Origin of the sequence: Fulvimarina fulva (assembly GCF_039652615.1) — a bacterium.
Taxonomy (GTDB): domain Bacteria; phylum Pseudomonadota; class Alphaproteobacteria; order Rhizobiales; family Rhizobiaceae; genus Fulvimarina.
Window position 1 is genome coordinate 299,296 of record NZ_JBDJAC010000001.1, and the last position, 19,656, is coordinate 318,951.

Annotated in this window: 18 protein-coding genes, 1 tRNA gene, 1 pseudogene and 1 other annotated feature; of the genes and pseudogenes, 16 read left to right on the top strand and 4 right to left on the bottom strand. The window is 60.7% G+C overall.

Translation table 11 applies throughout. The annotated features are described in order from the left end of the window. Positions 1 to 51 precede the first annotated feature (51 nt). From ABDX79_RS01360 to ABDX79_RS01375, 4 genes are all read left to right on the top strand, one after another. Positions 52 to 1,878: an extracellular solute-binding protein gene (locus tag ABDX79_RS01360; RefSeq protein WP_346218459.1), complete on the top strand. Its 1,827-nt coding sequence runs from the start codon at positions 52 to 54 to the stop codon at positions 1,876 to 1,878. Between the two features lie 236 nt (positions 1,879 to 2,114). Beyond that, positions 2,115 to 2,191: transfer RNA gene (locus ABDX79_RS01365), tRNA-Met, on the top strand. A 175-nt stretch (positions 2,192 to 2,366) separates the two neighbouring features. Then, on the top strand, positions 2,367 to 2,543 hold the full coding sequence (locus ABDX79_RS01370; RefSeq protein ID WP_346218460.1) for a hypothetical protein: 177 nt from the start codon (positions 2,367 to 2,369) through the stop codon (positions 2,541 to 2,543). Between the two features lie 555 nt (positions 2,544 to 3,098). After that, positions 3,099 to 3,518: a hypothetical protein gene (locus ABDX79_RS01375; RefSeq protein WP_346218461.1), complete on the top strand. Its 420-nt coding sequence runs from the start codon at positions 3,099 to 3,101 to the stop codon at positions 3,516 to 3,518. Between the two features lie 38 nt (positions 3,519 to 3,556). Here the strand turns inward: ABDX79_RS01375 and ABDX79_RS01380 are convergent. The 4 genes and pseudogenes from ABDX79_RS01380 to ABDX79_RS01395 all read right to left on the bottom strand — a co-directional run bounded on the left by ABDX79_RS01380 (position 3,557) and on the right by ABDX79_RS01395 (position 8,018). Then, a pseudogene (locus ABDX79_RS01380) lies at positions 3,557 to 4,760 on the bottom strand (IS3 family transposase). Further along, positions 4,328 to 4,431: a sequence feature (AL1L pseudoknot), on the bottom strand. It overlaps the preceding pseudogene by 104 nt. A 59-nt stretch (positions 4,761 to 4,819) precedes the next feature. Then, entirely contained in the window at positions 4,820 to 5,596 is a 777-nt protein-coding gene (locus ABDX79_RS01385) for a DeoR/GlpR family DNA-binding transcription regulator (RefSeq protein ID WP_346218462.1), read from the bottom strand. 87 nt (positions 5,597 to 5,683) lie between these two features. Further along, positions 5,684 to 6,976 (bottom strand): aspartate aminotransferase family protein, encoded by a 1,293-nt coding sequence (locus tag ABDX79_RS01390; protein WP_346218463.1) that lies wholly within the window; start codon positions 6,974 to 6,976, stop codon positions 5,684 to 5,686. A 43-nt stretch (positions 6,977 to 7,019) separates the two neighbouring features. Further along, the gene (locus ABDX79_RS01395; RefSeq protein ID WP_346218464.1) at positions 7,020 to 8,018 is read right to left on the bottom strand and encodes a phosphotransferase enzyme family protein; all 999 of its coding nucleotides are present in this window, start codon (positions 8,016 to 8,018) and stop codon (positions 7,020 to 7,022) included. Between the two features lie 212 nt (positions 8,019 to 8,230). Between ABDX79_RS01395 and ABDX79_RS01400 the strand changes: the two genes are divergently transcribed. The 12 genes from ABDX79_RS01400 to ABDX79_RS01455 all read left to right on the top strand — a co-directional run bounded on the left by ABDX79_RS01400 (position 8,231) and on the right by ABDX79_RS01455 (position 19,645). Further along, a complete protein-coding gene (locus tag ABDX79_RS01400; RefSeq protein ID WP_346218465.1) occupies positions 8,231 to 9,367 on the top strand; it encodes an ABC transporter substrate-binding protein in 1,137 nt (378 codons plus the stop codon). Between the two features lie 122 nt (positions 9,368 to 9,489). Then, positions 9,490 to 10,566, top strand: a complete 1,077-nt coding sequence (locus tag ABDX79_RS01405; RefSeq protein WP_346218466.1) for an ABC transporter ATP-binding protein — start codon at positions 9,490 to 9,492, stop codon at positions 10,564 to 10,566. A gap of 4 nt (positions 10,567 to 10,570) precedes the next feature. After that, the gene (locus tag ABDX79_RS01410) at positions 10,571 to 11,425 is read left to right on the top strand and encodes an ABC transporter permease (RefSeq protein ID WP_346218467.1); all 855 of its coding nucleotides are present in this window, start codon (positions 10,571 to 10,573) and stop codon (positions 11,423 to 11,425) included. Continuing rightward, positions 11,425 to 12,231 (top strand): ABC transporter permease, encoded by an 807-nt coding sequence (locus ABDX79_RS01415; protein ID WP_346218468.1) that lies wholly within the window; start codon positions 11,425 to 11,427, stop codon positions 12,229 to 12,231. The genes ABDX79_RS01410 and ABDX79_RS01415 overlap by 1 nt, the downstream gene beginning before the upstream one ends. Before the next feature lie 31 nt (positions 12,232 to 12,262). Then, a complete protein-coding gene (gene fabG, locus ABDX79_RS01420) occupies positions 12,263 to 13,042 on the top strand; it encodes a 3-oxoacyl-ACP reductase FabG (RefSeq protein WP_346218469.1) in 780 nt (259 codons plus the stop codon). Positions 13,043 to 13,097: 55 nt separating this feature from the next. Continuing rightward, the gene (locus tag ABDX79_RS01425) at positions 13,098 to 13,778 is read left to right on the top strand and encodes a cysteine hydrolase family protein (protein ID WP_346218470.1); all 681 of its coding nucleotides are present in this window, start codon (positions 13,098 to 13,100) and stop codon (positions 13,776 to 13,778) included. A 500-nt stretch (positions 13,779 to 14,278) separates the two neighbouring features. Then, positions 14,279 to 14,521 carry a hypothetical protein gene (locus ABDX79_RS01430; protein WP_346218471.1) on the top strand — a complete coding sequence of 81 codons (243 nt, stop codon included), beginning with the start codon at positions 14,279 to 14,281 and terminating at the stop codon, positions 14,519 to 14,521. 617 nt (positions 14,522 to 15,138) lie between these two features. After that, positions 15,139 to 15,834, top strand: a complete 696-nt coding sequence (locus tag ABDX79_RS01435; protein ID WP_346218472.1) for a GntR family transcriptional regulator — start codon at positions 15,139 to 15,141, stop codon at positions 15,832 to 15,834. Positions 15,835 to 16,055: 221 nt separating this feature from the next. Next, positions 16,056 to 16,850 (top strand): transporter substrate-binding domain-containing protein, encoded by a 795-nt coding sequence (locus tag ABDX79_RS01440; protein WP_346218473.1) that lies wholly within the window; start codon positions 16,056 to 16,058, stop codon positions 16,848 to 16,850. Between the two features lie 118 nt (positions 16,851 to 16,968). Further along, positions 16,969 to 17,643 (top strand): amino acid ABC transporter permease, encoded by a 675-nt coding sequence (locus ABDX79_RS01445; RefSeq protein WP_346218474.1) that lies wholly within the window; start codon positions 16,969 to 16,971, stop codon positions 17,641 to 17,643. After that, positions 17,643 to 18,383 (top strand): amino acid ABC transporter ATP-binding protein, encoded by a 741-nt coding sequence (locus ABDX79_RS01450; RefSeq protein WP_346218475.1) that lies wholly within the window; start codon positions 17,643 to 17,645, stop codon positions 18,381 to 18,383. The genes ABDX79_RS01445 and ABDX79_RS01450 overlap by 1 nt, the downstream gene beginning before the upstream one ends. Positions 18,384 to 18,424: 41 nt before the next feature. Further along, on the top strand, positions 18,425 to 19,645 hold the full coding sequence (locus ABDX79_RS01455; protein WP_346218476.1) for a cysteine desulfurase-like protein: 1,221 nt from the start codon (positions 18,425 to 18,427) through the stop codon (positions 19,643 to 19,645). Positions 19,646 to 19,656 lie beyond the last annotated feature (11 nt).

Consider the following 19,656-nt stretch of genomic DNA (forward strand, 5'->3'; position numbering starts at 1 on the left):
GGGGGCAAGTCCTCCAGACCCCTTCGCCCGACATTTATGGAGACAGACTGAATGCGTATGCCTATCACCGTCGGCATCATCGCGGCGGTTGCTTTCGTTGCCTCCGGCCTCACGCCGTTGGCTGCATGGGCAAAGCCGTCCCATGCGATCGCCATGCAAGGCGAGCCCGCCCTTCCGGCGGATTTCGAGCATCTTCCTTTCGTCAACGCGGACGCTCCCAAGGGCGGCACGATGCGTTACGGCGTCTACGGCAATTTCGACAATCTCAATCCGGTCATCGTACGCGGCGCGTTGACGACCGCTCGCGGCATCTGGTTCGATCGGGAATTCGGCAATCTGGTGTTCGAGCCGCTGATGCAGCGCTCGCCGGACGAGCCTTTCACCATGTACGGCCTCCTCGCCGAAACGGTCGAAACCGATACGGAGCGTTCCTTCGTCGAGTTTCAGCTGAACCCGAACGCCCGCTTCTCGGACGGCAAGCCCGTGCGTCCCGAGGATGTCCTCTTCACCGTCGAGATGCTGCGCGAGCACGGCCGCCCCTTCTATGCCAACTGGCTGCGCCCTGCGACGAAGATCGAAAAGGTCGGCGAGCACGGCGTTCGCTTCACCTTCGACGAGACGGCGGATCGGGAGACGCCGCTTCTTATTTCAGGGTTGCCGGTCCTTCCCGAACATGCGTTCGACCGCGACACCTTCGAACGCACGACACTCGAGCCGGTCATCGGATCCGGGCCCTACGTGATCGAGGATGTACGGCCCGGTCAGCAGATCACTTACAAGAAAAATCCCGACTACTGGGGAGCGGATCTGCCGATCAAGCAGGGCTACGACAACTACGATACGATCGTCATCGACTACTATCGGGATTCCAACGCCCAGTTCGAGGCGTTCAAGAAAGGCAACAGCTTTGTCTATATCGAAGGTGATCCGGCTCATTGGCGCACGGCCTTTGATTTTCCGGCCGTCAAGGACGGCCGCGTCGTAAAGGAGACCTTTCAGACCGGCGCGCCATCGAACATGCTGGCCTTCGTCTTCAATACGCGCCGGGAGAAATTCGCCGATCTGAAGGTTCGCCGCGCGCTCTCGATGCTGTTCGACTTCGAATGGGCGAACGAAAATCTCTACTATGGCGCCTATCGCCGGACTGCCTCCTTCTTCCAGAATTCCGAACTCTCTTCGGCCGGTCGCCCGGCAAGCGATGCGGAAAAGTCGTTGCTCGCAGCCTATCCGGATGCCGTTTCTCCCGATGTGATGGATGGCAGCTACAAGCCCAGCATTTCGGACGGATCGGGCGCCGACCGGACCGTGCTGAGAAACGCCCTCAAGCTTTTGCAGGAAGCCGGTTACAAGTTCGAAGGCCGCACCCTTGTCGGCCCGGACGGCAAGCCGCTGAGCTTTGAAATCCTGACCCAGTCTCCGGAACAGGAGCGCATGGCGCTTGCCTTCAAGCGCACCTTGCAGCGCCTCGGCATCGAGGCGTCGATTCGGACGGTGGACGATTCTCAGTACCAGGCGCGCAAGACCGCCTATGACTACGACATGCTCATCACCACCTACAGTGCCTCGTTGTCACCCGGCGCTGAGCAGGTGAATCGCTGGGGTTCGGATTCCCGCGACGTCGCGGGTTTCTACAACTACGCCGGGGCAGCAGATCCGGCGATCGACGCGCTGATCAAGGCAATGGTCTCCGCCCGCTCGCGGGAAGCGTTCGTGACCGCCGTCCGGGCCTATGACCGCGTCCTCGTCTCCGGCCATTACGTGATCCCGCTGTTCCACCTGCCGGAACAGCGGCTGGCCCGCTGGAACTTCATCAAGCATCCGGAAGAAACGCCGCTCTACGGCTACCAGCTGCCTTCATTCTGGCGGGAGTCCGACTAATCCCGTTTCGCGGCGCCGCGCTCTTTCGGAAACCGGCTTAGCGATCATTCAGCGGGGAGGGGACTGCGTCCGTCTCCTCTCGCTCTCGGCTCGGGAACCATGTCTTGGGCCAAATTCACAGGACTTCAAACTTCCAAGCGCCATTGGTCACACAAACCGTTGACAGCCCCGCGCCTCCCCGCTTATAGGACCGCTGCACCCGCGGCGTCTGGGGACGTTGGCGGCCTGCAAGGTTTGGCGGGGTAGCTCAGTTGGTTAGAGCAGCGGAATCATAATCCGCGTGTCGGGGGTTCAAGTCCCTCTCCCGCTACCAACCATTTTCCCAACAAAATCAGTTGTTTGAGGTAATGAGGGTGCCCTCATTTCTTCCCTGCCTTGTCGCATTCATGTTGCAGCGACTTCCCTTGATTTACCGGGGTTTCCCGGTAGGCTCGGCTACTCCACGCGACATGGGATGCAACATGGCGCGGTTTCGAAGGGGACGAGACATGCCCGCGTTTCTGATCATCGTCGGCCTACTCGGTTACGGTTTGAGCTTCATAGTCTTGACCGATGCCGCTTCAGCTTTTCACGATATCTTAGCGACAGGCATCTTCACGAACGCGACTTTGTTTTTGATTGGCGGGCTCATCGTGAAAGAGATGCGCCGGTCTAATACTTCATGAGATACTACGTCGCCCTAAGCCTCGCCTTGGTCGTTATCGCATCCCCAGCGGCCGCCGTGATGTCGAGCGATGGTCATGAATACGAGGTGGTTTGCAACGCCGATGGTTACTCCCTCCGATCGAAATATCCGGTCGGACGATTTATCGGTTCCGGCGCCGGGACGCAGATCATCTCCGAACGCGAAACTCTGTCAATCGGTCGATCCTGCGACGCCCATCTCAAAGCCTACGGCTACGGAACATGGTGTTGGGGGAACGGCGGGTTCGTTGCCGAATTCGAAGAGGGCAAGATCGGTTTCCCGCGGCAAGAGCTCGATTGCGAACGCCCTCAGGAATACGATGCGAATCGCGGGTGCTGATCAACCGTTCGGCCTAATCGTACGGTTCGACCTTTCGCTCCTAGCGAAAGGTTCATAGGAATTTCCCCGCTATGGGGCGAACCCGTAGGCGTGCGATTCGTGTGTGGCATATAGCGCCAGCCGCTCGCTGGAGTGGCCTCGCTTTCGCAGTCGATGCGAGAAACGCAAGCCGTCCGACAACCGCATTGAGAGCATCATGGCGAAGCTGCCCTACTCATTTCGCGCCCACGTGTTCGAACAAGGCCTTGATGACCTCCTATCGGCTTACAGCGCCGCAGCCGGTGCCCTGGAAAATCGTCCGAAGGAGATCGAGGAAGATCTTCGTCGTCATCTGCGCTTGGCACCCGGTGAGCCATTCCCTGAGCCGGACGAAACCGATGAAGGCAGGCTGCTAGACGATATCTACGATCAAGCGAGCGATACGCGCGCGCAGGCGCTCAACAGCGCGCATATGCTCCGAAAAGCGTTCCTAATCGCCCTGTTTCATCATTGGGAGCGCTTCTGCAATTCCGAGACCCGGAAGCCGATTTATTTTCATCCTCGAGGGTGGCTTGGGCAGCGCGGCAAAAGAGATTACGCCAAGGATATTCAGAAGCTTGCTCGCGTTGCCAATTGAACCGCCCCGGCTTTCCCGGAGACCGGTTGGCTTGAGTCCTACGCGGCGATCGGCACGGCATCAAGCCGAGCGTAGTAAGCGGCTTCCGCTTCGGCGGGCGGGATATTGCCGATCGGCTCGAGCAGCCGGCGGTTGTTGAACCAATCGACCCATTCGAGGGTGGCGAACTCGACGGCTTCGACGCTGCGCCACGGCCCGTGCCGATGGATGACCTCGGCCTTGAACAGCCCGTTGATAGTCTCGGCCAGGCGCTCGGTGTAGCGGATGCTCACATACTGCGAGCCGCGGTCGCTATGGTGCACGAGCCTGCCGCCGGCGAAGGGCCGACGGTCATGAAGCGCCTGCTCCAGAGCATCGAGGTCGAAGTCGGCATGGGCGGTCAGCGAGACGCGCCAGCCAACAATGCGGCGGGCGAACGTGTCGATGACGAAGGCGACGTAGACGAAGCCGCGCCACGTGGCGACATAGGTGAAGTCGCTTACCCACAAAACGTTGGGGGCCGGCGCCTGGAACTGCCGGTTCACCCAGTCGAGCGGACAGGGCGCGGCCTTGTCGCTGATCGTCGTCTTCACCGTCTTGCCGCGAACAACGCCCTTCAGTCCCATTGCCCTCATCAGCCGGGCGACCGTGCAGCGGGCGACGTCGAAGCCCTCGCGCCGCATCTGACGCCAGACTTTCCGCACGCCATAGACACCGAAGTTCGCTTCGAAGACGCGGCGAATCTCGCCGCAGAGGTCCACATCACGGTGTTCCCGGGCGGGTCTGCGAGAGGGATCGCGTCGGCGGGCGGCGTGCTGGTGATAGGTCGACGGGGCGATCGGCAGATCGGCTCGACTCCTTAGACATCACGATGATCGTCGATGAACGACGTCATGGCTTGAACCGGCGGTCGAGCTCCGCCTGGGCAAAGTCGAACCCGTCACGCCACTGGTTCAAGTGGCGGGTGAGACGCCGATGCCTTGCGCAGAATCTCGTTGGCCTGGCGAAGCTCGCGGACCTCGCGCTCGAGCGTCTTGATCCGGTCGCGCTCCTCGCTTGTCTGCCCGGCCCGCACCCCCCCCAATCATGCTCGGCCTGACGCACCCACTTGCGCAGCGTCTCGCCCGAGCAGCCGATCTTCGCCGCGATCGAGGCGATCGCCTCCCACTGCGAGGCGTAGTCGCCCTGATGCTCCCGAACCATGCGGACAGCCCGTTCCCGGACCTCCGGCGAATATCTCTTCGATGTCGGTTTCGTCGTCATGATGACCCCTTTCTCTCAGGAAGTGAGGTCTCCGGGAAAGCCGTGGCGGTTCAGATCGCTCACCATGGATCTCTCGGTGCGCTCACATCGATCTCAACGTTTTCGCGTTGGAGCGCGGAAGCAAGCGGCCCTTTCGGAGACGTGTCCGAGACAAGAAGATCGATCTGGCTCCAGCGTGCATAGCGGGCGGTAAACAGGCGATCGAACTTCGTCGAATCGCAGACGACCATCCTGCGTGCACTTCGAGCGACCATCGTGCCGTAAACCTCGGAGGCCTCGATCAGCGCGTCGCTCGGACCTTCCGGCGACAGGCCGCTCGCTCCCATGACCGCCCAGTCGGCGTTGAGCGCCTCAAGAAAGCGCAGGGCCTGGCCGCCATGGGTCGCGCCTTCGCCCGGATGATAAATGCCCGGCACGATCATCACCCGGATCGTCGGATTGATCGACAGGACGGTCGCGACACTGAAGGCATGGGTGATTACGGTGACGTTCCTGAGGACGGTCGCGAGCCGCCGCGCCACATGGGTCGTCGTCGCACCGGACCCGATCATAATGACGGAGGCATCCTTCAGCCGCTCGGCGGCACGGATGGCAATTGCCTGCCTTTCCTCGATCCGCTCGTTGTGTCGTTGGGTGAGAGACGGCTCGGTGCCCGAGCGCAGGACCGCGCCGCCATAGGTTCGGCTGATCGTGCCGCTTTCGGACAGGTCGTCAAGATCGCGCCGTATCGTCTCGCCGGTCACGCCGAATTCCTCGGCGAGTTCGCCCACCCGCATCGCCGGGTTGGAGCTGAGACGCGCGACGATTGCGCGCTGCCGGTCTGATTTCTTGCTCAACCCTCATTCGCCTTTCGCACGAGATGGAAGACGGTCGCGATACCCGCTTGAACGCCAGCGCCACGCGATTGGCAAGACGCTGTCGTGTCAGATGGTCCTCATGACGGTTTGCAGGCGTTCAACGAAGATATCCGCCTCGGACTGCGTGAGGCAGAGCGGAGGACGGATCTTCAGCGTGTGCCCGTAAGGGCCGGCTGCGCCGATGAGGACATGCTCGCGTTTGAGGCCGTTGATCACAGCCGACGCGAGTTCTGCATCGGGCCGGGTTTCATCCCCCTCTTCGACGAGGTCGAGGCCGATGAAGAGGCCGGCTCCGCGCGGTGTCGCGATCCGCTCGTCATCACCTGCGAGATCGCGAAGCCGCGCAATCAGGTGGCGACCCACGGCATGGGCATTGGCCAGAAGCCCCTCCGCCTCGATGACGTCGAGGACAGCCGCGCCCGCCGCCGCCGCGACGGGATTGCCGCCGAAGGTATTGAAGTAGCCGATCGTGCTGGCGAAGTGCGCGAGATGATCCGGCCGCGCCGCAAGCCCGGCCATCGGAAAGCCGTTGCCCATCGGCTTGCCCATCGTCACCATGTCCGGCAAGACGCCGTGGCGCTCAAAGCCCCAGAAGCCATCGCCGGTCCGGGCAAATCCCGGCTGAACCTCGTCCGCGATATAGAGGCCTCCAGCTTCGTGCACGGCCGCAACGACAGGCTTCAGGAAGCCTGCGGGATCTGCGAAGACACCATCACTCGAAAAGATTGAGTCGCAGATGAAGGCGGAAAGCCCATAGCCGCGCGCGCGCAGAGTCTCGATCGCTTCGCAGACGCAGGCTGCAAAACCCGCCTCGATCTCGTCGCCGAAATTCAGCCGCGAAGGCGCTGGGATAGCGACGACATTGTTCGGCGGACTCCCTTCCTTGAACGCCGATGGAGAGATGTCGGTCGTGAGCGCCGTATTGCCGTGATAGGCAGTCTGCGTCACGATCACGCCGCACGCACCGCTCGCCTTTTGCGCGACGCGTAAGGCAAGATCGTTGGCCTCGCTCCCGGTGCATGTGAGGGCGATGTTGGCGAGATGGCTCGGCAATTTGGCTTTCAGTCGCTCAAGATAGTCGTCGACCACGGCGTTCAGGTAGCGGGAGTGGATGTTCAGCCGCCCCATCTGCCGGGACACGGCCTCGACCACCATCGGATGACAATGTCCGACGGACGGGACATTATTGTAGAAATCGAGATAGCGTTCGCCTCCAGCCGCGTGCATCCACGCGCCCTTGGCGCCAACCATCTCGATTGGCTCCTTGTAGAACAGCACGGAAAGAGCGCCGGCATTGGAAAGCCGACGTTTGAGAACCGGCCGGTTTTCCCCTTCAGAACCGCTCTGAAAGGCGTTCATGTCGAGGATTTGCCTCGTTCTCTTCGTCTTAACGGTGCTCACTTCACTCACCATTCTTCGCCAGGAAGGCTTTCGCGAGGCGAACGGTCCCAGCCGTGTAGCCGGCCCCGAGTTCCTGCGCGGTCATCGTCTCCGAATGGCTTGCAAGCCACGCTGTGAGGAGCATGCGTCTCAGCATGACGAAAGTCGGGATCATCGCGACATGCTCGTCGCCAAGCGGCGAAACGGTCCGGTAACCGCGAACCCACGCCTCTGCGAGAGCCGGGATATACGGTTCTTCCTCGATGAAGCTGATCGCGGCGGCGAAGTCGTAGACGAACCAGGAGAAACCGCAGTCGTCGAAATCGATGACGGTGGTTCGATCGTCCTTCACCAGGAGGTTGGCAAGTCGCAGATCCGCGTGAACGAGGCCGAAGCGATCTTCCTCCTCGCCGTAGGCGTTGAGTTTTTCACTTAGAACGGCGCTTGTCCGCTCAAGGGTCGTCTTGCCTTCGCACGTCAAGCCCATCGCGGCCCGCCAGTCGCCCCAGAGGGGTCGCTCACCCAACATGGTCTCGTGGCGCCAAGTCTTCCGCGTGAAACCCTCTGGGGGGCGCCAAGCTCTGGCATGGTCGTGCAATCGCGCGCTGATTGCGCCGAGTCTTTCAAAGCCGGGCTCGAGCGCCCTGTCGGCTGTGGGCTCCGCACCCGGTGCAAAGCCGAAAGCAACCACGTAGCGCGTCTCTCCAGCCTGCTCGAAAGAAGCGATGCGTTCGCCACTAAGACGCTCGAGCGCCGGCGGCGTGGAGGCCACTTCGTCGTGACGCAGCGCTTTGATCCAATCGAGTTCGGAGCAGATTTCAGCGAGGCTATGGTAGTTGGGCCGGTGCACACGCAGCACGATCGGATCGGAGACATCGTCGGCTCTCGCGAGAAACGTCGCGTTTTCCGAAAGGTTGAGGAGGCTGACCTCGGCGTCCGGGGGCAGGCCCCACTCGCCGAGAAGAGATCGGACGCCCGTCTTCAGCGCTTCGACGAAATGGTCTTCGTACAGTCCAGCCATGGGCTCGACCTCCCTCAACTCGCTTGATTTTCTGTGTGATACAAAAAAAATCTGCGTCCTTCAACATTTTCACTTGCGTGTTCAGATATTTTTTGCGCAGAATTAAAACACTGGTCACATATTAATCAGGCTGGCCCATCTGTCGATTTCTGAAAGGCGGATCCGTGCGTCCAATGCACGTCCCGCCGACCCATCCGAAGAGGCAAGGCGACATGAACATTTCCCGACGCACATTCACCCGCGGCATCGGAGCGCTCGGCGCGGCGGCCATTCTCGGCAACCCGCGGGCAGCTTTCGCCCAGCGCGAAGGCGAGCTGAACATCCTGTGCTGGGAGGGCTACAACACCGACGATGTTCTCGGCCCCTTCCGCAGCGCTCATCCCGGCGCGACGATCCGCGCCGAAAGCGGCACGTCTGATCCCGATATGATCAACAAGTTGCGCGCCGGCGAAGTGAATGTCTGGGATCTCGTCAACCTCAACCAACCCTGGGCCCGTCAGCGGCTGCTTCCGGAGAATCTGATCAAGCCTCTCGACAAGGAACGCTTCCTGCCGTTCTTCGAGAAGATGGCGCCGGAATTCTCCAGCCCGCCCTATCCGCTGGCCTTTTCGCAAGACGATGAACTTATCGGCATGCCCCAGCGCTACGGCCCGTTCAGTTTCGTGGTGAACACCGACAAGATCAGCCGCGAGACCGCGGAAAAGGAGGGATGGAAGATCTTCCTGGATCCCGCGATGAAGGGCCGCTACGGCGTGCTCACCTATGACAACTGGAACCTGATCCATCTGGCGATAACCGCCGATATCAACCCATTCGAGCCGATGGACGCTGCGGGGAAGGAGAAATTCCGCGAAATCGCAATGCAGGTGATGGGCAATGCGGCCCTGAAAAGTGCCGATCTCGTTGCGATGAATACCGCGCTCATCAATGGCGAGATCGACGCCTACTTTACGGGCGGCACTTACACTGCGAGCCCGGCACGTCTCGACGGCTTCGCCAATATTCGCGGCATCACGCCGGAAAGCGGACCGATCGACGGCAAGGGAGGTGTCGCCTGGATCGAGCTGACTTCGCTCGTCAACAATCCCAATCCTTCGCCACTTGCGTCCGACTTCCTCGAATTCGTCCAGCAGCCGGAGATCTGCAAGGCGGTCGGCTTTGCCGAAGGCACTTACAACCCGGTCGCCCAGATGGGAGCCGAAGAGGTGCGTTCTCTTTGGAACGAGGAAGAACTCGACGCGATCCAGTGGGACAGTCTCGAGGAAGAGATGGCGCGCTCGGCCGAATACGCCGTCGTCGCCGATTATGACGAGCTGTTCGGCATCTATACCGAGGCGCGCCGCGCCTGAGGCCGCCGAAAATTCGGCTCCCTGTATCTTATCGCCTTGCCGGCTCAGCCGGAAGCCCCAGTCCCGAGTGCCCCGCGCCGTCAACAGCGGGGCACCGGCCTACTTTCCAGTCATGGACACCTATGAGCGAAGACCATCCCATCCTGAGACTCGCAGGGCTCCAAAAAAGCTTCGACGGCTTTACGGCGCTCGACTCGGTCGATCTCGCCGTTCAGGAAGGCGAATTCCTCGCCATCGTCGGACCATCGGGCAGCGGCAAGACGACGCTCATCCGGCTCCTCGTTGGCATGGACGAGCAGACCGAAGGTACGATCTGGCTGCGCCAGCAACGGCTCGACACCGTGCCGGCCAATAAGCGACCGACCTGTATGGTCTTCCAGTCATTGGCGCTTTTCCCCCATCGCACGGTGGGTCAGAACATCGAGTTTCCGCTGAAGGTTCGGAAGGTCGATCCGGCCAAGCGAAAAGAGCGGGCCCTCGAACTTCTAACGCTGCTGCGCCTTCCGGAGAGCTATTACGGCAAGCGCATCAACGAGTGCTCTGGCGGCGAGCGCCAGCGTATCGCGCTGGCGCGGGCGCTTGCCTTCGATCCGGAAATCCTCTTTTTCGACGAACCGCTCTCGGCTCTCGACTACCGTCTGCGCAAGACGCTGGAAAAGGAGCTGAAGGACCTCCACCAGCGCACCGGCAAGACCTTCATCTACATCACCCACAGCCTGGAAGAGGCCATGGTGATGTCGGATCGCATTGCTATCATGCGCAGGGGCCGTTTCGAGCAGATCGGCCGGGGTGAAGACATCTACTCCCGACCCGCGAGCCGGTTCGTCGCGGAATTCATGGGTGAGGTGAACCTTTTCGCCGCCGATCCGAATAGCGGGAAGCACGCCTTTTCCGGTCTGACCGTCGACGAAACCGCTGCCGCCAACAAGGGTCTTCACGCGAAAGAGGGCGCGCATCTCATGGTTCGACCGGAGAAGGTCCGCGTTCTGGAACCCGGCGAGAACGCGGCTTTTACAACCGAAGGCACCATCTCGGCCACCTTCCTGCTTGGCTCGCGTCGCCAGTACGAAATCGATTGCGGCGGGGAAAAGCCGCTCATCGTGGAGGTCGTCCAGAACGGGGCCATGCCGCTTCACAAAGGCGAACGTGTGCGGCTCGGTTTCGACACCGCCGACACCCATCTGATCGAGAAGGACTGACGCGATGGACGCGCTCCAGAGACGGTTGGGTGCGCTCTGTGCACTTCCGGCCGCACTGCTTCTCTTCCTCTGCTTCGTTGCGCCGCTCCTGGTGGTCGCAGCGTTTTCGACGATGCCGCAGGGCGTCTTCTCACTTTTCCATCTGCCGGATTTCTCGGCCTACGGAACCCTTGTCTCGCGGGGCTACTGGCGCTCGCTCCTTTGGTCGCTGTCCATGGCGCTTGCTGCGACGGTGGTCCTCTTCGTCGTCTGCTGGCCGCTCGCTTTCGCAATGGCAAAGATCTTCAAGCGCTTTACGCTGGTCCTCACGATCGGCGTGGTCCTCACGCTCTTCGTTTCGGAGAACATCCGTCTGTTCGGCTGGGTGCTGACGCTAATGAAGGGCGGGCTGATCGACGGCTATCTCGGTCACTGGTTCGGCGGCGGCCTCGAAGGTGCCCTGTACAACGTGCCAGTCATCGTCTTCGGCCTCGTCTACGTCTACTTCCCCTTTATGCTGTTCCCGCTTGCGCAGGGGATCGCGATGGTGCCGGACGACGCGCGACAGGCCGCTCTCGATCTTGGGGCGAGCCGCTGGCAGATCCTGACCGAAATCGATCTGCCGCTCTCGGCGCCCGGCATTGTCGTCGGTAGCCTGTTCAGCTTCGTGCTGGCGACGGGCGCGCTCGCGGAAGCCAAACTGCTCGGCGGATCGCAGGTCATCGTCATGGCGGCCGAGGTTGAGACTGCATTCACCTACGGACAGGACTGGCCGCTCGGTTCCGCCCTCTCCATGACGCTGATCGCCATCGTCGCGGTGCTCGCGATTGTCACGATCAACCGCATCGATCTCGACACGATCATGGGGAGGAGAGGCTGATGAAAACCACCCGTCTCCTCACCGCCTCGCTCTACCTCTATGGCGTCCTGATCCTTCTTGCGCTCTATTTGCCGCTGCTTTCGGTCGGTTTCGCCTCGATTTCGAAGTCGCGCTATCTGAGCTTCCCCGTCCGCAGATATGCCTTCGAATGGTATGGTGAGGCGCTGACCAGCGGTACGGTCGCCGATCTGCTCATTACCTCGCTGCTCACCGCCGCGATCGTGACAGCAATATCAGTCGTCGCCGGAACCTTCGGAGCGCTCGCTTTCGCGCGCTATTCCTGGCGTTATCGCAAGCTCTTCCAGAAATTCGTGCTTCTGCCGATCTTCTTTCCCCAGACGGTGCTCGGGCTCGCGCTCCTCATGTGGTTCAACGCGATTGGCATCGTGCCGAGCTGGAAGACGGCGGTTGTCGCCCATCTCGTCTGGATTACGCCGATCACCACGCTGATCATCGCGATCCGGGCCTACAGCTTCGATCCGGCGCTGGAGGAAGCGGCTCGCGACATGGGCTGCTCGACACCACAGACGCTGATGGAGGTTACGCTTCCTCTCCTGATGCCGGGCATCGTCTCGGCTGCGCTCTTTGCCTTCCTCCTGAGCTGGGGGAACTTCCCGCTGTCGCTGTTCACCACCGGCGCGGATTCGACGCTGCCCGAATGGCTCTACGCCAAGATGGTTTCAGGCTATTCCCCGCTTGTTCCGACCGTGGGCATGCTTTCCGTCTTCGCATCGGCAGTCCTCCTGCTTCTCGCCATTACCGTTCCGCTCGCCATCAACCGCGTCCGGTCGACCAGATCGGCCTGATCCCGAACGAACTCGAACAGGAAGAAACGTCATGCTGACCTCAATCAAGGATCGAAGTGTCATCGTCACCGGCGGCTCAAAAGGCATCGGCCGGGGCATTGCGAAGGTCTTTGCTGCTAAAGGCGCGAAGGTGATGATTGCCGGACGCAGCGAGCAGGCGGCCAGGGCCGCCGTCGCCGAAATCCGCGAAAGCGGCGGCACGGCCGAATATAACCTCTGCGATGTCTCCGACTGGGATGCGGTTCAGGGTCTCGTCGCGGCGACGGTCGAGGCCTTCGGCGGCCTCGATGTGATGTGCGCCAATGCCGGCGCATTCCCGCAAACCAAGATGGTCGACATGGATCCCTCCGAGTGGGATCAGGTGATGGCGACGAATCTGAAGAGCAGCTTTCTTTGCGTCAAAGCATCGATCCCGGTCTTCGAAAAGGCCGGCAAGGGACGCGTGGTGCTCACCTCCTCCATAACCGGGCCTGTGACCGGCTATCCGGGCTGGGCCCATTACGGCGCCTCGAAATCCGGCCAGCTCGGCTTCCTGAAGACTGCCGCGATGGAGCTCGCCCGCTACGGCGTGACGATCAACGCGGTGATGCCGGGTAATATCTATACCGAAGGGCTTCAGGATCTCGGCGAAGACTACCTGAAGACGATGGCGGCCTCGATCCCGCTGAAGCGTCTCGGCGCGGTGGAGGATATCGGCAATGCCGCCCTGTTCTTCGCCTCCGACGAGGCCTCCTACATCACCGGTCAGACCATCATCGTCGATGGCGGCCAGATCTTGCCGGAATCGGTGGAAGCGATCGCGGAAATGTAAGCTGAGCCGCTTTCTCACCACCGACCACAGTCAGGCCGATGAGGGGCCGCCGCCCATGACCTGGAAAACCGCGTTTCGCTCCTTCTACTATGAGCACGCAGAGGAACCGGCCGATATCGTCATCGAGCCGGACAAGACCGCGCTTCTCGTGATCGATGTCCAGAACACATATCTGGACGTACCAGACGATCCGACGGAGGCCGAGCGCTGGGCGCCGTTTCGCAAGCGGATGCACGAGACCGTCATCCCGAACACCGCCGAGCTCATTGCGTTTGCGCGTAAGACCGGAATCGAGACTGTCTTTGCCCGCATTGCCTGTCTCAAGGACGACGGCCGGGACCGCTCCCTCAGCCAGAAGAAGCCCGGCTTCAACTACCTCCTGATGCCCTACAAGAGCGAGGAAAGCCTGCTGGTGCCCGAGCTCCAGCCCGAGGGCGACGAGATCACCGTCCTCAAGACGACGGACAGCGCGCTGACCGGGACCAATCTCAGGATGATCCTCCACAACATGGGCATCGAGCGGGTAATCGTCGCCGGCATCTTTACCGACCAGTGCATCTCGTCGACCGTCCGCAGCCTTGCCGACGAAAGCTTCGACACACTCGTCGTCGAGGACTGCTGTGCGGCTGCGACCGACGAGCTCCACCGGCATGAACTGACGATCATCAACATGATCTACTGCCATGTCGTCGGCCTCGCCGACATCCGCTCCTTCTTGCCGGACGAGCGCAGGTGATTGCGGTCTCGCTGCAATTCTCTCACACTTTCCGGATGCCATCTCGTCCGGACATGATTTCCGGGGCACGCGCGCCCTCCGAGGCGTACGCTATCTTCAACGCTTCATCGATAGCGCTGGGCTCCGTGTATCGTGCGGTGTATCGCAGGTTTGTGTGGTCGTTCCGGGCGATCGCTGGATTTGCGGGATTTTGGCTATTGTGGGGGAGAGTCCCTTCCTCTCCGCCATGGTAAGCCCTCGAAAGGCCTCCTCCTAAATCATTCATGCGACCAGAGAATCATCTCCGATCCAATTGTGAGGGATCGAGTCGTGGTCAATTTTCCATCGATGTTCCAGGCGGATCGCAACTGCAGCCGAGAGCGCGACGTCCGCGTTACATAACGCGCTGGGGTTCCGGGTGGCGCTTTGCGATGCGCTTGCCCCGGCAGTTCAATGCTATCCTCAGCCATTAGTCGACGGCCCGATGTTGCCCTGAATTCGTTCACGCAAGCTTCGGACCGATGACGGTTCGCGATGCCCGCCTGATCGGCTCGCAGGCGGCCGCTCGGTTCCGGGTGATCTGCGCGGAGGGCTTGAGGAAGTTGGCGGCGATGGACGAGAAACACGAAGTGCAAAGAAGCAACCTTGACGGACCGATCTACGCCCACTTGTCCGTGGAAAAGCGCGCTGTCGTCGACGAGGTCATCGCGGCTGCGAACACGATGCTCGAAAGCCTCAATATTGAGACTTATTCCGAGCGATAACATTCCGTCATCTGCTACCTTAAGCAGGCCTTCTCCGTACGGCTCGGTTCTTACGAAACTCGTCAGTCGGCTCTCCGCCCATTTCTGTCGTTAGCCCGGCCGATCGAGGATCCCGATAGCAGCCATAGCTGGATCGTTGTTCTGTGCGATCCAGACAGAAGCCGGCAACAGCCCTGTCAGAACGCAATGTAGCCCGGTTTATCGCGCAAAGCGTCGGCCCGGTTTGCGCTTTTGAAAACCAGTTTTCACCGCCTATGCCGACCTCTGCGGCCAAGACGAGCGCTTCGTCTATGAGGACTATTGATTGTTGTCACGCCCGACGGCAGGGCGCTGGCGAAGGCAGAAGACACCGACGGGGGCGCTGCTTTTCGCGGACCTCGATGCATCTGACTTCGAGGCATCTCGCTACCCGACTCCTATCTGGCATCGAGCCGGATACTTCGAGTGTGCGGCATCGTTCGAATTGAGGCGTGTTCAGATCTTCACAAAGCAGGGAAGACCGGCTGCCGATCGTAGCCGGCTGGTCGGCGCTTTTCGTAAAGCTTCGCTTGCTTGGCCTGTTTGCATGATCGACGATCGGCTTTAGGAACGGGCGACCCAGCCGAACGGTATACAATATGACGTCCAAGAAGGCCTCGATCGACCGCGTGATTGTCATCTGCGCAGCCTTGCGCAGGGCAATCATCGAACGTGCCCTGTCACCGGGAGACAGGCTGCCTGAGGACTCTCTCGGCGAAAGCTTCGGCGTCAGCCGTACCATAGCCCGTCAGGCCCTTGGGCAATTGGCTGCCGAGGGGCTTGTCAATCTGAGGCGCAACCGTATCGCCGTCGTCGCGACACCGACGATCGAGGAAGCTCGCGACACGTTCGAGATACGGATCGCCCTGGAAGCGCTGGTTGCGGACTGCCTCGCCGCGTCGATCACACCCGAGCAGATCAAACGGTTGCGCGGTCATATCTCCGATCAGGCGAAAGCAGATCTCACAAGCGACTCTGAATCGATCCGTCTTGCCACCGATTTCCATGTCATTCTTGCTGAGATGACAGGGCGCCCAATCCTCCAGCGATATGTGACTGAGGTGGCCTATCGCAGCGGTCTGGCGCTTTCCGCCTATGGTCGCCCGCACTCGAACGATTGCGCGATCGAGGAGCATCGACAAATCGTCGATGCGCTCGAAGCGGGAGATGCGAAAATGGCTGCCGAGGCGATGACTCACCATCTGGGTGCGGTCGCGCAACGCGCCCATGTTCACTCCAAGAGAGAAGATCGACGCGATCTTTCGTCGATCCTGGCCCCGTATATCGCTTTCTGACGACAAAGGCCGATCCCAGCCAAAGCTCAAGGCACGGGCACGGTACAGCTTCTGGCCAGATGATAATTTGACTGACGCGAGATTTACTCAGCCACCCCCTTCCGCTGCGCCTGGAAAAGTGCATACAATTAGCAATTCAAATTGCATGCATTAGAAATAGGCGACATGCCTTTTTCGCAAGCAGATTTGAACCCGATCGGACCCGACCATGAGGTTTTGCCATGATTAGACAGTCATTGATCGCCTTCACGCTGGCTTCGGCTGGTCTTGCTGCGACAGCATCCCACGCCGAGACGCTGACGGCGGGCGCCAACGTTGGAAACGTTCCCTGGGAGTTCCAGGATGAGAGCGGCGAGATCGTCGGGTTCGAAGTCGAACTTCTGGAGGAGGTCGCCGATCGTCTGGGCTACGACGAAGTCGACATTCAGAATATTCCATTCAACGGCCTGTTTTCTGCCGTCCAGTCCGGACGGATCGACGTCGCGATCTCGTCGATCACGATCACCGACGAACGCCTGCAGTCGGTTTCCTTCGCCCAGCCTTATTACGACAGCGATCAGTCGCTCTCGACGGGCACAGACTCCGGGATAAAAAGCACAGCCGATCTCAAGGGAAAGACTGTCGGAGTCGATACAGGTTCGACCGGAGACAAGTATGCAACCGAACGCGAAAGCGAATGGGGACTTGCCGGAATCTCCCGCTATGAGGGCCTCAATCCCGCAATGCTCGACCTCGCCGCAGGCCGGATCGACGCGTATGTTTCGGATATCCCAGCTGTCGCCTATTACCTGCGCGACAAGCCGGAGATGGAAGTCGTCGAGCGTCTTAAGACCGGTGAGCAGTACTCGATGATGTTTGCCAAGGATTCCGAACTCGCTACGAAAGCCAGCGAAGTTCTGACGACGCTGAAGAACGAGGGCTACATCGCGCAGCTGCACGAGAAATGGTTCGGCACGGCTCCGGAGGAGACGACCAGCACCGTGACCGTGATGGACATGCCGAAGCCGAAGTCCTGACGCCGAGCGTCTTCGTCTAGCATCGTGCGAACCGGGCCGCGATTGGCGTCCGGTTCGCTCTCCAGCCGGGAATGTCTGCTGAAGGCCGGCAGACTTAAAATGAGACTTTGAAGCTTCGATGGACATCGTCTCCACCTTCTTCAACATCGACGTTCTCGTGCGCTACTACCCTCTTCTTCTCGAAGGCTTGTGGCGGACCATCGCGCTCGGCGTCCTTTCGATTGTCCTCGGCCTGATCGGAGGGCTTGTCCTTGCGATTGCAAGGCTCTACGGCCCCGGCCCGGTTCGCTTTCTCTCTATTGCCTACATCGACATCTTCCGTGCGATCCCGGTTCTCGTCTGGCTTGTGATCGTCTACTATGCTCTGCCGTTCGTCGGGATCAGACTCTCGGCTTTCGCTTCGGCGACGGCCGCGCTCACAATGATTTCCAGCGCCTATACCGCGGAAATCTATCGCGCGGGCATCGAGGCTGTCCCACGCGGACAATTCGAGGCAGCCCAGTCGATCGGTCTCGGTCGCTTCGATCTGATGCGTGACGTCGTCTTGCCGCAGGCCATTCGCATCGTCATTCCTCCGCTTACAAACAACTCGATCAATGTTCTCAAGGACACGGCGCTCGCATCCGTGGTTGCGCTTCCGGACCTTCTGAAACAGGCAACGCAGGCGCAGGCGCTTGCCGCAAATCCCACACCACTGATCGGCGCGGCGATCCTCTACCTCATCCTGCTATTGCCCCTTGTCAGGCTCGTTGCCGTTTTCGAGGCGCGCTATTCGAAACGAGGTGGGCGTTGATGACCGTGGCACCCATCATCACCATGGCTGGCGTCAGCAAGCGCTTCGGCAAGTTCGAAGCCCTCAAGGGTATCGATCTCGAGATCGCACGCGGCGAAGTGGTCGTCCTTCTTGGGCCGTCGGGTTCGGGCAAATCGACCCTCATCCGCTGTATCAACCTCCTGGAGGAATACGACGCAGGGGATGTCCACGTGGACGGGATCCGTGTCGAGAAGGGGCGTAAGCTTCAGAGCGTTCGCCAGGAGGTCGCGATGGTCTTCCAGGCGTTCAACCTCTTTCCCAACCACACGATCCTCGACAATGTGGCGCTGGGGCCGGTCCGCGTCCGAAAGCTTTCCTGGAACGATGCACGGGACCGTGCACGCCGTCTGCTGGAACGGGTCGGGATCGGCGAGCAGGCCGACAAATATCCGAGCCAGCTCTCGGGCGGACAGCAGCAGCGTGTCGGGATCGCCCGCGCGCTCGCAATGGAGCCGCGGATCCTACTCTTCGATGAGCCGACCTCAGCGCTCGACCCGGAGATGGTTGGCGAGGTTCTCGACGTCATCAAGGGCCTGGCGGGCGAGGGAGTGACCCTTGTTCTTGTGACCCACGAAATGGGGTTTGCCCGGCAGGTCGCGGACCGGATCGTCTTCATGGAGGCCGGTGAGATCAAGGAGATCGCAACGCCGGACAGCTTCTTCACGGCAACGAAGAACGAGCGGGCCCGCGCGTTCCTCGATGCCGTTCTCAATCATTAGGCGCAAACCGCCTCGAACACACGACAAGAAAGCATCCCGGCATGGCACTCGATATGAACTTCGTCCGTGGTCAGTTTCCCGCGCTTTCAGGCGAATGGATCTTCATGGACAATGCGGGCGGAAGCCAGGTTCTTTCGCGGGTGGCTGAGCGTGTCTCCGACTACCTGTTGACGTCGAACGTTCAGACCGGGGCGAGCTACGAGCCAAGCCAGCGTTCGACGGCGCGGGTTCGAGCGGCGCGCCAAGCTTTCGCCGAATATGTCAACGCGGAAGATGCCGGCGAGATCGTGATGGGCGCTTCGACGACGATGCTGATCCGCATCCTGTCGGAGGGACTGACCGGCAAGCTCTCCGAAGGCGATGAAATCATCGTCACCGACACCGATCACGAAGCCAATATCGGGCCGTGGCTGAAGCACGAGGCGCGAGGGGGCAAGATCAAGGTCTGGAAATGCGATCCGGAGACCTTCGAGCTCGACCCGGCCGATCTGCGAAACCTGATGAGCGAGCGCACGAAACTCGTCTGCGTGACCCACGCCTCGAACATCCTCGGCACGATCAATCCGATCGCCGAAATCTCGAAGATTGCTCATGAAGGCGGAGCGGAGGTCTGCGTCGACGGCGTAGCCTATGCGCCGCATCGTGCGATCGACGTTCAGGCCCTCGGCTGCGACTATTACGTCTTCAGCACCTACAAGGTGTTCGGTCCGCATTTTGCGGTCATGTGGGGCAAGCGCGAGAAGCTGCTCGAACTCGACAACATCTATCACTTCTTCTTCGGCAAGGACTCCGTGCCGCACAAGCTGGAGCCCGGCAACATCAATTACGAGCTTGCCCATGGCTCGGTCGGGGCCATCGACTACGTCAAGGAACTCGGCGGCCATGCCGGCGCGGCGAACGGCCGAAACGCGATCGAGGCCGGCTTTGCCGATATCGCCGAACACGAGCGTGCAATCACCGCACGGCTTCTCGATTACCTGGGAAGCCACAACTCGATCCGCGTCATCGGCCGCAAGACCGATGCGATCGACCAGAGGGTGGCTACCGTGAGCTTCACCGTCGGCGAACAGAGTTCGAAATCCGTCGTCGACCGGATCGACGGGCACAAGATCGGGATTCGGTTTGGCGACTTCTACGCCCGGCGCCTGATCGACAATCTGGGCCTATCCGGCCGCAACGGCGTCGTGCGCGTGTCGATGGTTCACTACAACACCCATGACGAGGTCGACCGCCTGATTGGCGCGCTCGAACCGCTGATCTGAACCGCCCGCAT

What these genes read in the sequence shown, in the direction of transcription:
- ABDX79_RS01430 (WP_346218471.1), top strand. Translation starts at nt 14,279, where the DNA reads ATGACGGTTCGCGATGCCCGCCTGATCGGCTCGCAGGCGGCCGCTCGG.
- ABDX79_RS01425 (WP_346218470.1), top strand. Translation starts at nt 13,098, where the DNA reads ATGACCTGGAAAACCGCGTTTCGCTCCTTCTACTATGAGCACGCAGAG.
- ABDX79_RS01455 (WP_346218476.1), top strand. Translation starts at nt 18,425, where the DNA reads ATGGCACTCGATATGAACTTCGTCCGTGGTCAGTTTCCCGCGCTTTCA.
- ABDX79_RS01370 (WP_346218460.1), top strand. Translation starts at nt 2,367, where the DNA reads ATGCCCGCGTTTCTGATCATCGTCGGCCTACTCGGTTACGGTTTGAGC.
- ABDX79_RS01395 (WP_346218464.1), bottom strand. Translation starts at nt 8,018, where the DNA reads ATGGCTGGACTGTACGAAGACCATTTCGTCGAAGCGCTGAAGACGGGC.
- ABDX79_RS01445 (WP_346218474.1), top strand. Translation starts at nt 16,969, where the DNA reads ATGGACATCGTCTCCACCTTCTTCAACATCGACGTTCTCGTGCGCTAC.
- ABDX79_RS01390 (WP_346218463.1), bottom strand. Translation starts at nt 6,976, where the DNA reads ATGAACGCCTTTCAGAGCGGTTCTGAAGGGGAAAACCGGCCGGTTCTC.
- ABDX79_RS01415 (WP_346218468.1), top strand. Translation starts at nt 11,425, where the DNA reads ATGAAAACCACCCGTCTCCTCACCGCCTCGCTCTACCTCTATGGCGTC.
- ABDX79_RS01435 (WP_346218472.1), top strand. Translation starts at nt 15,139, where the DNA reads ATGACGTCCAAGAAGGCCTCGATCGACCGCGTGATTGTCATCTGCGCA.
- ABDX79_RS01375 (WP_346218461.1), top strand. Translation starts at nt 3,099, where the DNA reads ATGGCGAAGCTGCCCTACTCATTTCGCGCCCACGTGTTCGAACAAGGC.
- ABDX79_RS01450 (WP_346218475.1), top strand. Translation starts at nt 17,643, where the DNA reads ATGACCGTGGCACCCATCATCACCATGGCTGGCGTCAGCAAGCGCTTC.
- ABDX79_RS01410 (WP_346218467.1), top strand. Translation starts at nt 10,571, where the DNA reads ATGGACGCGCTCCAGAGACGGTTGGGTGCGCTCTGTGCACTTCCGGCC.
- ABDX79_RS01440 (WP_346218473.1), top strand. Translation starts at nt 16,056, where the DNA reads ATGATTAGACAGTCATTGATCGCCTTCACGCTGGCTTCGGCTGGTCTT.
- ABDX79_RS01400 (WP_346218465.1), top strand. Translation starts at nt 8,231, where the DNA reads ATGAACATTTCCCGACGCACATTCACCCGCGGCATCGGAGCGCTCGGC.
- ABDX79_RS01360 (WP_346218459.1), top strand. Translation starts at nt 52, where the DNA reads ATGCGTATGCCTATCACCGTCGGCATCATCGCGGCGGTTGCTTTCGTT.
- fabG (WP_346218469.1), top strand. Translation starts at nt 12,263, where the DNA reads ATGCTGACCTCAATCAAGGATCGAAGTGTCATCGTCACCGGCGGCTCA.
- ABDX79_RS01405 (WP_346218466.1), top strand. Translation starts at nt 9,490, where the DNA reads ATGAGCGAAGACCATCCCATCCTGAGACTCGCAGGGCTCCAAAAAAGC.